The organism is Pontibacter sp. HSC-36F09, from assembly GCF_024171605.1.
Classification (GTDB): domain Bacteria; phylum Bacteroidota; class Bacteroidia; order Cytophagales; family Hymenobacteraceae; genus Pontibacter.
In genome coordinates this window covers 321833-335592 of the sequence record NZ_JALKAA010000001.1, presented here as the reverse complement: position 1 = coordinate 335592, position 13760 = coordinate 321833, and the positions used below count along the sequence as shown (strand labels likewise).

Genomic DNA, 13760 nt, shown 5'->3' with positions numbered 1-13760 from the left:
CACCCGCTTTGGCAAGTGGCTGTTACAGGGGTTATCGGTTCATACCTGATCTGTTCCGGGAGAGCTTCAGGTCGCGCAGCAGAGCAGATCGGGCGTTGATGGTCACGTTATAGCCGCGCATCAAACCGAATGGTCTCCAGCCGATGCTCATTTCCCAGCAGTGTAGGTCGCGGTAAATGTCGAGGCTGGCGTTAGAGATATTCTGGTTAGTAAAGTCATACCCGGCCATGTAGCCAAACTTCCACTTTTCAGTCAGGTTCAGGGTGCCCTGCATGCCAATGTTCTGCGTAATCTCGCCCCGGTTCTGCTGTGTGCCTCCGGTATAGTAGATCGTATAGTCCAGGTTCAGCGTCCAGGGGATGTTGAAGTCCACATAATCTGGCAGGAACTGGTCGTTCGGGTTCAGCATGCCGGGCAGGTTAGTGGGCGGTGGCGTGTTCGTAGACCGCGCTTCCGGGTTAAAGTTGGCCCGCACACTCAGGTTGGCATTGGTCAGCCTGGCTAGTTTAAAACCAGGAGACTCCAGCATAAAGCGGTCGATACGGCGGTTGCCGTCCGGGCTGAGCTGGTAAGGGTCGAGGGTGGAGGTGAAATTCACATCAAACACTTTGAACAAGCGTGTGTTCATGCTGATGTTGATATTGGAAAGACGTAGCGAGTCGGCAGCCAGGTTGTAGGAAGCTCCTATATTCAGGTTGTCGATCAGGCTTACTTTCTCCGATTTGGCCTCCGTGGAGTCGCTGCGTGAGCGGACTTTCATCTCGACGCGGTTATTGATCTGCATGCTCAGGTTGCTTTGCAAGCCTCCCGAAGGCACGTTGCCGTTAAAGCGTGGCAGCGTCTGGAAGATTGGCTGGTTCGTCAGCGAGTCTATCGCTACCTGGGTGGTTTGAGAGAAACCAAAGCGGCTCTCGTCGCCGAAGTTAGGACGGTAACCGTAGCTGATGCTCGGGATCATAGTATGGCGGATGGCCTCTACCCGCTTGCTCTTCGGGAACTGCACGGTACCGTACACGGTCGTGTTGAGGGAGGCACCTGCGCCGTATTCGTACACTCTGCCGAAGTCTGCCGTATCGATACGCACGGCCTGCTGCTCTTCATCGAAGGTATAGGTCAGTTTGTTGTCGAACCAGGATTCGCGGTAGTTTACGGTTGGCGTCAGGTTGAAAAAGCGGAGCACCTTGTAGTTACCCAGCCCGATGTTAAAGTTGTGGTCAGCGCTCTTACGGCCGTTTCGCCAGAGCTCGCCCAGGTTGTCAAAATTAAGCGCAAAAGAGGTATCTCTGGCTGTGCCACCCACTACAGGTAAGTTGCCTAGTCTGCGGGCAGGCACCTGGTTAGATACCTCGTTACGGACACGTACGTTGTAGCCGAAAGTGAAGTTTTCATACCATTGGCCGGTCGGCACGTTCTTCGAGAAGAGTTCATACAAGCTCGTCTGCGTCATGGCAAAGTTAAGGTCAGGCAGCGTGAAGCGCATAATGGTAGGCTGCGGTTTACCGTCTTCTGTAAAACCACCGTTGTTCTGGCCCTGGCTCAGCGTAGCAGTATAGCTAAAGGGGGAGTTCTGTATGTTCTTCTGGTAAGTGATGGTTGAGTTAAAGGTCGGGGCCAGGTATGCGTTCGGGCTGTTGTAGTTTACGCGATTGTGCTGGCTGCTACCGGCACGCACGTTAGCAGAAAAACGACCGCGGCCTGGCTTCTGCACCGGGCTATGCGACCAGGTAATAAAAGCGGTGCGCTGGCTAGGTGGCAGGCCGGCCAGACTGTTCGTAGAACGGTTCGGGTCAGCCACATCCGCTTCGTCATTTTTAAAATAATCGTAGCTGATGTTTAGATTGCCACGGTACGAGTAGCGTTTGATGTACGTATTGTCTACAGTCACCTTATACCCGCCCAATGAATAGATGTCGCCGGTGATGCGGGTGCCAATGTAGTCATTGAGGGCCAGGTAGTATCCCCCGTTGCTCAGGTAAAAGCCCCGCGCACGCGATTCGCCGAAGGTCGGCACAATCACACCAGATGAGCGTTGATTCTTCGGTGTAGGGAAGAGGCCAAACAGAAAGCCGAGCGGCGTAGGTATATCAGCGATCACGAGGTTGAACGGACCCGACATAATCTTGTCGTTAGGTATAGCTTTGATCTTGCCGGCACTGATGTAGAAGTGCGGGTGCTCCAGATTACAGGTGGTGTACTTGTTGTGCAGACCGAAAATTTCGTTCGTTTCATTTTTTTTCACCACCTCGGAATGTATATACCCTTCGCCTTGTTGCGTTACTACTTCAGAGATCCGGCCACGCCTGGTCTTGTAGTTATAGGCAATGCGCTTAGCAGCGTAACTTTCCGCGCCGTCCTTAAATACCGGAGTACCAGTCTCCTGGCCCGCTGAGTCAGCGAGTGTCGTAGCCGTCAGGGTGTTGAGGTCGTAGTCGATCTGGATGTACGCCGCGGAAAGCTCCATGGTACCGTAATCAATTTTGGCATCTCCGTACAGATGCACTACTTTGCGGTCTGCTTCAAACAGAATGGAATCTCTGGCAGAGTAATTGATTGTGGTCTCGATGTCGCCCTGGGGTGCCGTGGTCACAAGCGAATCCTGAGGTGGAGAGATGTTGACAGTGTCTTTTGGTGTAGCAGTACCGGGCGCACGACGTAACCTTTGGCCCAGTACAGGCTGGGCAGAAAGTACGGCGAGCTGCACCAGCAGCAAAAAGATTAAAATGTAGCGCAACTTCTTCAGACTTCCCTAAAGTTTTATTTATTTTGTACAAAGTTATTGTTTAACTTTTAACTAACGAGCGTTGTGAGAAATATTGTTACTATTTCAATTCTGGCCCTAAGTTTACTTTTACTCTCTTCCAGCAAGCTCGAATACCGCAAGGCATACAAGCTGCGCACGGTAGTAATCGATGCGGGTCATGGTGGCAAAGATATAGGCTGTAACGGCAAAGTTTCGCATGAGGCTGACGTGGCCTTAAAGTTGGCCCTGCAGGTCGGTGCGTTAATTGAAAAGAACGTGCCCGACGTGAAAGTTGTTTACACCCGCAAAGACGATACGTTTGTGGAGCTGATCGACCGCGCAGGTATAGCCAACAAGAACAATGCGGACCTGTTCATCTCCATTCACCTCAACGCTGGTCCGCCCGCCGCTTTTGGCACTGAGACCTATACCATGGGGCTCCATACCTCCAACAACAACCTGGCTGTAGCTAAGCGCGAAAACGCCGTTATCTTGCAGGAAGATGACTACAAGGAGAAATACGGCGGCTTCGATCCGAACTCACCGCAAAGCCACATCATGTTTGCGCTGCACCAGAGCGCCTACATCGACAACAGCCTGCGTTTTGCCCAGAAAGTAGAAAATGAGTTTAAAAACAGGGTGGGGCGCACCAGCCGCGGCGTGAAGCAGGCAGGCTTTCTGGTGCTCTGGAAATCCTATATGCCAAGCGTGCTGATCGAGGCAGGCTTCCTGACCAATCCGACTGAGGAAAAATTCCTTAACGATAAAACCGGTCAGACGTATATGGCATCAGGTATATATCGTGCCTTCAAGGAATACAAGCAAGAGCTTGAAGCCATGAACTAATGCATAACGCAAACTCACCTACGTGAAAATATCAAAGGAAATTAAGGTTGCCCTGCTAGGTATAGCAGCAATTGTAATACTATATTTCGGGTATGACTTCCTGAAAGGATCCACAATCTTCTCCAAATCCAATACTTATCATGTGGTATACGACAGCGTGGATGGTCTCACCATCTCAAACCCTGTCTTTCTGAACGGCATACAGGTTGGCCATGTGAAGGACCTGAAGCTGCTCACTGACCGCGCAAACATGGTACGTGTGGACATAGAAGTCCGGAAGGACCTTCAGATCGGGGACTCTACCATCGCCAGCCTCGGCAACTCGGATCTTTTAGGGAGCAAAGCTATCACGCTATACCTGAAGAACAACAACAAGCAATACAATGGTGGGGAGGAGCTAGTCGCCTTTAAAGAAACCAGCATCACCGACATGCTCTCATCTAAATCGGTGCCGGTCATCGATAAAGTAGACACCACGTTGGCGCGCGTAAACCGCCTTCTGGACAGTGAGGCTAAAGGCAACATACAGCAGATACTGGCGAACTCGAACAAAACGACGGAGGCGGTAAACGAGATACTGCGCGAAAACCAGCGTAACATCAACCAGATCACCCGGAATCTAAGCCAGCTCACCTCCGCCCTCAACCAAACCCAGCGCAACATCGACCGGCTCACGCTGAATATGGTGGAGATAACCGATACGCTGAAGCAGGTGGAAGTCAAGAAACTGGTAGCAGATGCCAACTCGGCCGTGAACGAACTGGAAGCTACAATCGCCAAACTCAACTCCAACGAGGGCTCTTTGGGCCGTTTGATGAACGACGAGCAACTATACCAGAACATGAACCGCTCGACAGAGGCGCTAAACCTGCTGCTGCGCGACATACAGGCCTACCCGAAACGCTATGTGCAGTTCTCGCTTATTGGTCGCAAAGACAGGTATAAGGTAGATGCTACAGGGCGCGTGATCACGTTGGAGGAGGTAAAGGAGCTGCAGGACGAGAACCCGGATGAGTTCCGTCGCCCGGCGCCCGACTCGGTAAAAGTAGTGCCTGGTGACACCACAAAAAGGCAATAGTGCATCTTATAAAAATTGTATATTTGTGAAATCCGCCCTTAAAGCGGATTTTTCATTGTAAGTAGTCCCCTTATTTATAATAACCCCTTCATGGATATCGAATTCAATAAGAACGAAGACTCTCTCAAACAGCTGAGTTTCCAGCTGAAAAGCAAACTGAAGAAAGTACACCTGGGCGGCGGCGAAAAGCGCATCGCAAAAGAGCATGCCAAAGGTAAAATGACAGCCCGCGAACGCATCGACTACTTGCTCGACGAAGGTACCGAGTTTCTGGAAGTAGGTGCCTTTGCTGGCGAAGGTATGTACCAGGAAGTAGGCGGCTGCCCAAGTGGCGGCGTGGTGACAGGTATAGGCTACATCAAAGGCCGTCAGTGTGTGGTAGTAGCGAATGATGCCACCGTAAAAGCCGGCGCCTGGTTCCCGATCACGGCCAAGAAGAACCTGCGGGCACAGGAGATCTCGATTGAGAACAAACTGCCGATCGTATACCTGGTGGACAGCGCCGGCGTGTTTTTGCCGATGCAGGACGAGATATTCCCGGACAAAGAGCACTTCGGCCGCATGTTCCGCAACAATGCCGTGATGAGTTCCATGGGCATCGTGCAGATTGCCGCGATCATGGGCAGCTGCGTGGCCGGTGGTGCCTACCTGCCGATCATGAGCGATGAAGCCCTCATCGTGGAAGGCACAGGCTCCGTGTTCCTGGGTGGCTCATACCTGGTGAAGTCAGCTATTGGCGAAAGCATCGACAACGAAACGCTGGGCGGAGCTTCTACCCACTGCGAGATATCCGGCGTGACCGACTACAAGTGCAAAGACGACAAAGAGGCGCTGGATCATATTCGTACTATTTTCGACAAATTGGGTGAAAACCCGAAGGCTGGTTTCAGTCGTGTGGAGCCTGCCGCTCCGAAGCTCGACGAGAAGGAAATCTACGGCATGCTGCCAGCAGACCGCACCAAGCCCTACGACATGATGGACATCATCCATCGCCTGGTCGACAACTCTGAGTTTGAGCCTTACAAGGAACTGTACGGCCAGACGCTAATCTGTGGTCTGGGCCGGATCGATGGCTGGGCGGTAGGTATAGTGGCCAACCAGCGCAAGATCGTGAAAAGCAAAAAAGGCGAAATGCAGATGGGCGGCGTGATCTACTCCGACTCAGCTGACAAGGCGGCCCGCTTTATCATGAACTGTAACCAGAAGAAGATTCCGCTGGTGTTCCTGCACGATGTGTCGGGCTTTATGGTAGGCAGCAAGGCCGAGCATGGCGGCATTATTAAAGACGGCGCCAAAATGGTGAATGCCATGGCCAACTCGGTGGTGCCGAAGTTCACCATCATTCTGGGGAACAGCTACGGTGCCGGCAACTACGCCATGTGCGGCAAAGCCTACGACCCACGCCTGATCTACGCCTGGCCATCGGCGCAGCTGGCTGTGATGAGTGGTGCCGCGGCAGCCAATACCTTGCTGCAGATTCAGGTATCAGCTCTGAAAGCGAAAGGAGAGGAAATAACCCCAGAGGCAGAGAACGAGTTGCTCGAAAGAATCAAAGCGAAGTATAACGAAGAGCTATCACCATACTACGCGGCGGCACGTCTGTGGGTCGACGGCATCATCGACCCGTTGGAGACCCGCAAGGTGATCTCAATGGGAATAGAAGCTGCCAACCACGCGCCAATCGAAAAACCGTACAATGTGGGTGTGATTCAAACATGATCATGCAGGTATAGCAGTGGCGGTATAATTCATTGTCCCTCCAGTGCTATACCTACTAGAACCATTTCCGTTTAATTGGGATTCAGGTTAATCCAAAATCATACTGTAGACTCCGATCACTTCATGCTGAATATCGATCGGAAAAGAAGGTCTTAGACAGTGCGCAGCAGGCTTACGTCGAAATAAGTTGGATTTTATTTTCCATTCTGAAATCTTCGGGAGGAATAAGTGGTTAGTTTTAAGGAGAACAGTACTGTAGTTGATTTTGGCAATCGTACTGTTCAACTATTATTCATTACGCTTTAACTATTACGCATTATTTTGACAAAGAAGGAGATAAAGGCGATGATCTCGCTGTTGGATGATATAGATTATGAGGTCGCGTCACACGTAGAGCAGAAGATTGTATCGTTGGGGGAGAGCATTATTCCCTTTCTGGAAGAGGAATGGGAGGAAACCCTGAACTCGGACCTGCAGAAGCGAATTGAGGACCTGATCCACAGTTTGCAGTTTGACGGCCTGTTGCAGCGCCTCAAAAACTGGAAAGAGCGTGGAGGACAGGACCTGGTAGAAGGGATGTGGTTAGTAAACACCTACCTGTACCCGGACGTGGAACTGGCTACCTTATCGAGAGGGCTCGATCAGCTATACTACGACGCCTGGACAAGCATGAAGGACGATATGCACCCTTATGACCAGGTGAAGTCGCTGAACAACTCGCTCTTCCGTGACAAGAAGTTCTCGGCCAATACCAAGAACTTTCACTCCCCGTCGAACTCCATGATGCACCTGGCTTTGGAGACGAGACGCGGGAACCCGCTGACGCTTTGTGTGATCTACATGACCGTTGCGCAGCGATTGGGGATGCCGGTTTATGGCGTGAATCTGCCGAACCTCTTTATTTTGACCTATAAACTAGGTGAGGTGCAGTTCTACATCAATGTGTACAACAAAGGCCTGATGCTCTCGAAAGCAGACATCGACAACTACATCGTGCAGCTCAACCTCAACCCGGTAGATATTTTCTACGAACCATGCTCTAACATCGAGATTGTGAAAAGAGCGCTGCGCAACCTGGCATTTTCATTCGAAAAGACCAATGACCTGGAAAAGGCAACCGAAGTAACAAAACTACTAACGGCGATTACGGACGAGGATCCGACGGTATAAGCGCTGAGCGTTCAGGTATAAAAAGGCAAAGGCCGGTACACATAAGTGCCGGCCTTTGCCTTTTTATCAAATCCAGGTGTAGCGCGCTACTTCACTGTTTCAGGAAAATGGCGGGTATAGTTATAGCGTTATAATTAATAGCGTTTGATCATACAGCCTGTCGCACGTTTGTCGGTTGTGCTGATGTTTTTATTCGCCAGCACATCGTCAATTACGGTTTTGAGGTAATTGTTGCGTACGCCGCTTTCTACCTGCGGACTGTCATCAATAGCGCCTTTATACTTCAGCACGAATTCGCCACCCATGTTGTGCAGCACAAATACTTCCGGTGTTTTAGTAGCCCCGAATTTCTGACTGATGCGCTGTCCTTCGTCTGCCAGGTATGGGAAACTGTAATTTTTAGCCGCCAGATCCTGCATGGTATCGCTGCCTTCACCCACACCAACACCCGGGTTAATGAAGATGAACTGTACGCCTCGCGGTGCATAGGTGCTAGACAAGGTAACCAGTCGGTTTTCATATAGTTTAGCGTATGGGCATTTGTTATCCGTAAAAACCAAAACCACTGTTTTGCTGTCGGCAAAATTACTAAGTGAGACAGCGTTGCCCTGCCCGTCCTTCAGCGAGAAGTCAGCCACTTTGCTACCTAGTTGATAGCTGCCCTGCGCAAATACGCTGGCCGTGACCAGGAATGCTATGGCAAAAGAAGCCAGATATTTCATGTTTGTTTGTTTAGGTGCGTGTAAGTTGTATCAACGATCAACACTGTAGGTTAGTACGTGGTTGTGAAGCACTTCGTGATGGATCTGATACAATTTAGAAAAATTATCGGTAATAACATGTCCCTGCAATAAGTTGTTTTCAGGGCTATGAGAAGGTTCCACCAATAAGTTTTCCTTAAAAATAAGTCGTTTTTGGCTGTACATCTTGTACAAGGTTTCTTTGGCGCTCCAGTACAGACAAGTCTGCTGTTCATCGTCAGCGGTAAAGACCTTTTCCTGATCAGTCAGAAACTTGTCGGCTACCCGCAGCGCCTTCGCGCTTACTAGTTCAATATCTATGCCAACATCATACTTTTCAGATAGTATAACGGCAGCCATGCGGGGAGAGTGTGTAATGGAGAGCTGAAATTCAGTGCCTGCAAACACGGGTTTGCCTGTGGCGTCGCGCAACAATGGCAGCGGCTCGCTGGTGAAATGTTGCAACAGTTGGTAAGTAAGAGCACGGCTGGCCAGCCATTCGCGCTGCCGTCTTGGGTGTGCCAGTTGCAGGCCCTCGTCAGGTATAAGATGGGGTGGCAGCAATGGGCGCAATGCATCCGGTGCTTCGTCAAGAAGCCACACACCCAGCAGGGTATAGGAATCAAGTTCGCGGGTCAGGAGCAGGGGCATGGCGGTAATTTTGGTAAGCAACGGATGGGTTCGCTGCGTTATTTGTTGTAAATTTAACTAAAATTAAGTGTAACAGACTAAGTACAGATGGCTAGCAAGATAGAAGTACAGAAAGTCGCCACCCTGACAGGCCACCGCGATTGTGTGTATACCCTGGAAGGCGGTGCTGCACCTGCCACCATTTATTCGGCGGGCAGCGATGGTATGGTCGCTTCCTGGGACCTGAACCAACCCGATAACGGCGAGCTGGTAGCGAAGGTCACCACGTCGGTATACGCCCTGCGGTTGATGCCGGAGCGCAACCTGCTCCTGATCGGGCAGAACCAGGAAGGACTGCAGGTTATCGACCTCAACAGCAAAGCCATCCATAAATCTGTGGCGCTACCAAAGGTGGCGATTTTCGACATTGCCTATGTGCCGGAAACAGGCCAGGTATACGTGGGGATGGGCAACGGAGGTATAGCCGTGATCGGGGCCGAAGACTTTGAACTGCGCAGCATGGTGCGTAAATCGGACAAGAGCGTGCGCTGCCTTGCCTACAACGAAAACACTAACGAACTCGCCGCCGGGTATAGCGATCATCTGGTGCGGATATTCGATGCCGGCACAATGGAGCTGAAGTATGAACTGCCCGCGCATACCAACTCTGTGTTCACGGTCGTTTACTCTCCGGATGGCTCTCAATTGCTCACTGCAGGCCGCGATGCCCATCTACGGGTATGGGAGGTACAGGAAAAATACAAGGAGCGCGGCTATGTGATCGCCCACATGTATACTGTCAATCACATAACCTATAGCCCCGACGGACGCTATTTTGCAACCTGCAGCATGGATAAGTCCATAAAAGTGTGGGACGCGCAGACCTTTAAGCTGCTCAAGGTTATTGATAAAGTCCGAAATGCGAGCCACGGTACCTCGGTCAATAAATTATTTTGGTCGGCTCACCAGAATCAGTTAGTTTCGTGTAGTGATGACCGCACCATTTCGGTGTGGGATATAAAATTCAGTTTGGATCATGAAGATTACACCCTTAGAAATCAGACAAAAAACATTTGAGAAGGCATTTAGAGGGCTTGACAAGGACGAAGTAAATGCTTTTTTGCTGACCTTATCGCAGCAGTGGGAAAAGTTGCTCGATGAGAACAAAGACCTGCGCGGCAAGCTGGAGTCGGCTCACCGTGAGACGCAGAAGCTGCGTGAGGTGGAATCTTCTTTATACAAAACACTGAAAACTGCCGAAGACACTGGTAACTCCATACTGGAGCAGGCCAACAAATCGTCGGAACTTAAGATACGCGAGGCGCAACTGCAGGCCGACCAATTGCTGAACACAGCCCGCAACCAGGCCCGCGTAGTGCTGGAGGACAGTCAGAAACAGGCCGAGCGCATGGTGAGCGAAATGCAGCAGGAGGTAAAAGCACTGGAGCAGGACTACCAGCGTATGGAGTCATACCTGGAGAGCATGGTGCGTGACCTGCGCAACCTGGCTAACGAGGCGCTGGAGAAAGCCGAAAAAACAAAGTCAAAACCTAAAACCAGTACTGCCAGTATTCTTTCAAGAGCGGCCGAACTTCGGGTAGAACAGCCCGAGCTGCTGCGTAACATGAAAGATATGGAAACGACAACAAACCGAACAATACAACTGCCGGAGGCTACGGCCACTGCAGCAACTGCTATACCTGCTCTAGCTATTAGCAATGGATACGAGCCACTTGGCGATCCGGCCCCGGACGTGACACAGCCGCACCCGGAAATTCCGAACCCGGTAACGCCAGTGCCAAATGTGCCATCGCCGGAGATCGAGCAGCCGAAGCCTGACTATCCGGGTACTATACCTGCTCCGGAAATTGAGCAGCCTATACCTGAAATTCAGCCTGTTAAACCTGATCAACCGGAGATTCAACCGCCGATGACGGAGCCATCCCGCAATAGTCTCTCTGACTGGGCACAGAGCCGCCAGCCGAAAACAGCAGGTTCTTTTTTTGACGAGATAGGCTAGTTTAACGCGAATGGGACAGATTGCACTGGAAGGGATGGAGTTCTTCGCCTTCCACGGTTTTTACGACGAGGAGCAGAAGATCGGCAACAAGTACGGCATCGACCTGTTCATTGAAACCGATCTGAGACGCGCCGCCGAAAGCGATGACTTGGGTGAAACCGTTAACTACGAGGTGCTGTACGCGCTGGCGCTGGAAGAGATGAAAGTCCCGGCCCGTCTGCTGGAGCACCTGGGCCACCGGATCATCGACAAGATCTACGATCGGTTTCCTTTTGTGCAGTCCATCAAAATAAATGTGTACAAGTTCAACCCTCCGCTAGGAGGAATCTGCAAGTGGGCCAAAGTTACTTTAGAAGAGGCCCGATAAATTTACTTATTGATGAAGAGCAGCCGGCGCAGCAATGTGCCGGCTGTTTTTTTTCTATCTTTTCAGCTTTAGGGTATGGCTCCCTTGTAGCTTAAACCTTTGCTACCAAATTCCTTACAGGATGACAAATAAAGTATAATGAGCCAGCATTGGGCTCGGGGAAGTTATACCAATTTCAAAAGCTCCGAAGCCGCTGCAAAAGCTGACTTTCTGCCTGCTTTTACTTCATCGGCTATACCTGGCAACTGGTTTTTCACCTGCTGGTGCGCGTAGAAATTATCCTCCAGCCCTTGGCGTATGGCTTCGTACATCCATTGCAGGTTCTGATCGTGGCGCTTTTTCTCGAAAAATCCGTTTTGTTGCGTCAATTCCAGGTATGCGGCTACAGTTTGCCAGATGGTATCGAGGCCGATTTGCTCCATTGCAGAACACACGGAGACTTTTGGGAGCCAGCCAGAGGCGGCCATCGGGTATAGGTGCAGGGCGTTCTGGTATTCGGCACGGGCGGCTTTGGCTTTCATGCCGTTCTCGCCGTCGGCTTTGGTAATGGCAATGGCATCGGCCATCTCCATAATGCCGCGCTTTATACCTTGCAACTCGTCGCCGGCACCCGCCAACATTAGCAACAGGAAAAAGTCGACCATGGCATGCACCGCCGTCTCAGATTGTCCCACGCCAACAGTCTCCACAATAATGGCGTCAAAACCGGCCGCTTCGCAAAGGATGATCGATTCGCGGGTGCTGCGCGTTACGCCACCCAGCGATTTGCCGGCAGGAGAGGGGCGAATGTAAGCCTGCGGATTTATGGAAAGTGACTCCATGCGCGTCTTGTCACCGAGTATGCTGCCGCCGGTACGCTGTGAGGTCGGGTCAATGGCCAGCACGGCCAGTTTCTTGCCCTGTGCCTCAATCAGGTAATTGCCAAAAGACTCGATGAAAGTACTCTTGCCCACGCCCGGCACGCCTGTTATACCTATCCGCACCGATTTGCCGGCATGTGGCAGCACCTGGTTGATAACGTCCTGTGCCAGATCCAGGTCAGAAGCCAGCCGACTTTCCACCAGCGTAATGGCCCGGCTCAGCATGACGCGGTCGCCGGCCAGGATGCCCTCTACATACTTATCAGCACTGAAACGTTTTGCCAAGGCGGTATAGCGTTAGGTATAGAATCGATTGCCTTACAAATTTAGAATATATGCATTACCAAGCCAGTTATTTGTTTGAAACAAAAAAGCCGGACATCGCTGCCCGGCTTTAAAAGTCGAATCTATACCTTATTTTACATTAGCAGACCTGGCTGTGCCCGATCGTATACCTTGCGGAAAGTTCGGCAGACCAAGATCACTCTTGCGACCACCTAAATGCATTCCCGTATCTACATAGCCACTTTCCTTGCCCAAAGCATCCGGGTTGTTAATCACGCCTAAGTGAATGTTATCCTGACGGGCTACATACATCTTACCATCCGGTCCCATTTGTATAGCACCGATGCGCGGACTGCCGGAAGTGGCCACCACCACAGCTGATTTAGCAATGGCAGCTTCGTCGCCGGCCTGCAGATCGAATTGGATAATCTGTGCTTTGCCTCCGCCTTTGCCGTTCGCGGTACCATAAAGCTTGGTGCCATCCGGAGAAAAACACACGCCATACGCTTCTTCATAGCCTTTCAACAAAATGGGATCCGATACCTCACCGGAGCTGCGGTCGAAGCGGAGTACTTCAAAATTGCTGTCGCTGTCCCAGAGAGCGGCGGCCAGGCGGGTGCCGTCAGGAGAGGGAACAAGATAGCCGATGGCTTTGCGGTGTGCGCCACCATGTACGGTACCCACGTTGCTCATCACAGGCTCCACGTTCACACCCTCGGCCGTTACCAGGTAGGCCATGTAAGCGTTGCTATTCCAGCGGTGCGCAATCACCCACCAGTCGCGGTTGTTGCTGTGGCGTATGGCCGTGAGCTTTTCGGTGGCCGGCGCGATCATGAACACGTTGCGAGCCGTAATAGCGCCATTGCCATCATCCTTGTTCATATTCACCACACTGTAGCGCAAACCGTTGGACTGCGCCTGTATATCCGTTGTGAAGATGTAAAAGACGCTGTCAGCAGCAGGCTTAGGTATAATCAAAGCAGATTGGGTGGAGGACTTCATGCCCATCAGGCCGTTGCCGTTTGGCATCACACGGTGGTGCTTGTTCCAGACGGTGATGCCGTTGGTATAAAACAACAGGTTGCCCGCTTTGTCGGAGATGGTGGCGCTGCCTTCTTCGGTTTGCAGCCTGCTGTTGACTGCTGCTGTCACCGTGTCACCTCTGAAGATCAAACCGGCTCCTTTACCGAAATACCAGTTGGACGTTTCGCCCTGGGCAAAAGCTGTGAATGAGCCCAGGAGCAAGGCAAATGCCGTTATCGTATGTTTAAACTGAATCATATCCTGTTTTTCTGTATAACGCTG

At 51.4% G+C, this 13760-nt stretch carries 12 protein-coding genes; 7 read left to right on the top strand and 5 right to left on the bottom strand.

Annotated elements, in window-relative coordinates:
- Positions 1 to 31: 31 nt before the first annotated feature.
- Positions 32 to 2731 carry a putative LPS assembly protein LptD gene (locus tag L1278_RS01435; protein WP_253400725.1) on the bottom strand — a complete coding sequence of 900 codons (2700 nt, stop codon included), beginning with the start codon at positions 2729 to 2731 and terminating at the stop codon, positions 32 to 34.
- A gap of 72 nt (positions 2732 to 2803) precedes the next feature.
- On the opposite strand from L1278_RS01435, the gene L1278_RS01430 reads away from it, so the two are divergent.
- From L1278_RS01430 to L1278_RS01415, 4 genes are all read left to right on the top strand, one after another.
- Positions 2804 to 3586, top strand: coding sequence for an N-acetylmuramoyl-L-alanine amidase (locus L1278_RS01430; RefSeq protein ID WP_253400724.1), 783 nt, complete (start codon positions 2804 to 2806; stop codon positions 3584 to 3586).
- A gap of 22 nt (positions 3587 to 3608) precedes the next feature.
- Positions 3609 to 4664 carry an MlaD family protein gene (locus L1278_RS01425; RefSeq protein WP_253400723.1) on the top strand — a complete coding sequence of 352 codons (1056 nt, stop codon included), beginning with the start codon at positions 3609 to 3611 and terminating at the stop codon, positions 4662 to 4664.
- A 90-nt stretch (positions 4665 to 4754) separates the two neighbouring features.
- Positions 4755 to 6383 carry an acyl-CoA carboxylase subunit beta gene (locus L1278_RS01420; protein WP_253400722.1) on the top strand — a complete coding sequence of 543 codons (1629 nt, stop codon included), beginning with the start codon at positions 4755 to 4757 and terminating at the stop codon, positions 6381 to 6383.
- Between the two features lie 321 nt (positions 6384 to 6704).
- The gene (locus L1278_RS01415) at positions 6705 to 7553 is read left to right on the top strand and encodes a transglutaminase-like domain-containing protein (protein WP_253400721.1); all 849 of its coding nucleotides are present in this window, start codon (positions 6705 to 6707) and stop codon (positions 7551 to 7553) included.
- Positions 7554 to 7687: 134 nt separating this feature from the next.
- Here the strand turns inward: L1278_RS01415 and L1278_RS01410 are convergent, their stop codons facing one another.
- Both L1278_RS01410 and L1278_RS01405 read right to left on the bottom strand, forming a co-directional pair.
- Positions 7688 to 8275 carry a thioredoxin family protein gene (locus L1278_RS01410; RefSeq protein WP_253400720.1) on the bottom strand — a complete coding sequence of 196 codons (588 nt, stop codon included), beginning with the start codon at positions 8273 to 8275 and terminating at the stop codon, positions 7688 to 7690.
- 30 nt (positions 8276 to 8305) lie between these two features.
- On the bottom strand, positions 8306 to 8944 hold the full coding sequence (locus L1278_RS01405) for a 4'-phosphopantetheinyl transferase superfamily protein (RefSeq protein ID WP_253400719.1): 639 nt from the start codon (positions 8942 to 8944) through the stop codon (positions 8306 to 8308).
- 87 nt (positions 8945 to 9031) lie between these two features.
- Here L1278_RS01405 and L1278_RS01400 point away from each other — a divergent pair, with 87 nt between their 5' ends.
- The 3 genes from L1278_RS01400 to folB are packed head-to-tail and all read left to right on the top strand — an operon-like array spanning position 9032 to position 11310.
- On the top strand, positions 9032 to 10000 hold the full coding sequence (locus tag L1278_RS01400) for a WD40 repeat domain-containing protein (RefSeq protein ID WP_253400718.1): 969 nt from the start codon (positions 9032 to 9034) through the stop codon (positions 9998 to 10000).
- Positions 9960 to 10943 carry a DivIVA domain-containing protein gene (locus tag L1278_RS01395; RefSeq protein ID WP_253400717.1) on the top strand — a complete coding sequence of 328 codons (984 nt, stop codon included), beginning with the start codon at positions 9960 to 9962 and terminating at the stop codon, positions 10941 to 10943. Before L1278_RS01400 ends, L1278_RS01395 begins: the two co-directional genes overlap by 41 nt.
- A 10-nt stretch (positions 10944 to 10953) precedes the next feature.
- Positions 10954 to 11310, top strand: coding sequence for a dihydroneopterin aldolase (gene folB, locus L1278_RS01390; RefSeq protein ID WP_253400716.1), 357 nt, complete (start codon positions 10954 to 10956; stop codon positions 11308 to 11310).
- 164 nt (positions 11311 to 11474) lie between these two features.
- Here folB and meaB read toward each other — a convergent pair whose 3' ends face one another.
- Together meaB and L1278_RS01380 are read right to left on the bottom strand one after the other, a co-directional pair.
- Positions 11475 to 12455, bottom strand: a complete 981-nt coding sequence (gene meaB, locus L1278_RS01385) for a methylmalonyl Co-A mutase-associated GTPase MeaB (protein ID WP_253400715.1) — start codon at positions 12453 to 12455, stop codon at positions 11475 to 11477.
- A 129-nt stretch (positions 12456 to 12584) separates the two neighbouring features.
- Positions 12585 to 13736, bottom strand: coding sequence for a hypothetical protein (locus L1278_RS01380; protein WP_253400714.1), 1152 nt, complete (start codon positions 13734 to 13736; stop codon positions 12585 to 12587).
- Between the last annotated feature and the right edge of the window lie 24 nt (positions 13737 to 13760).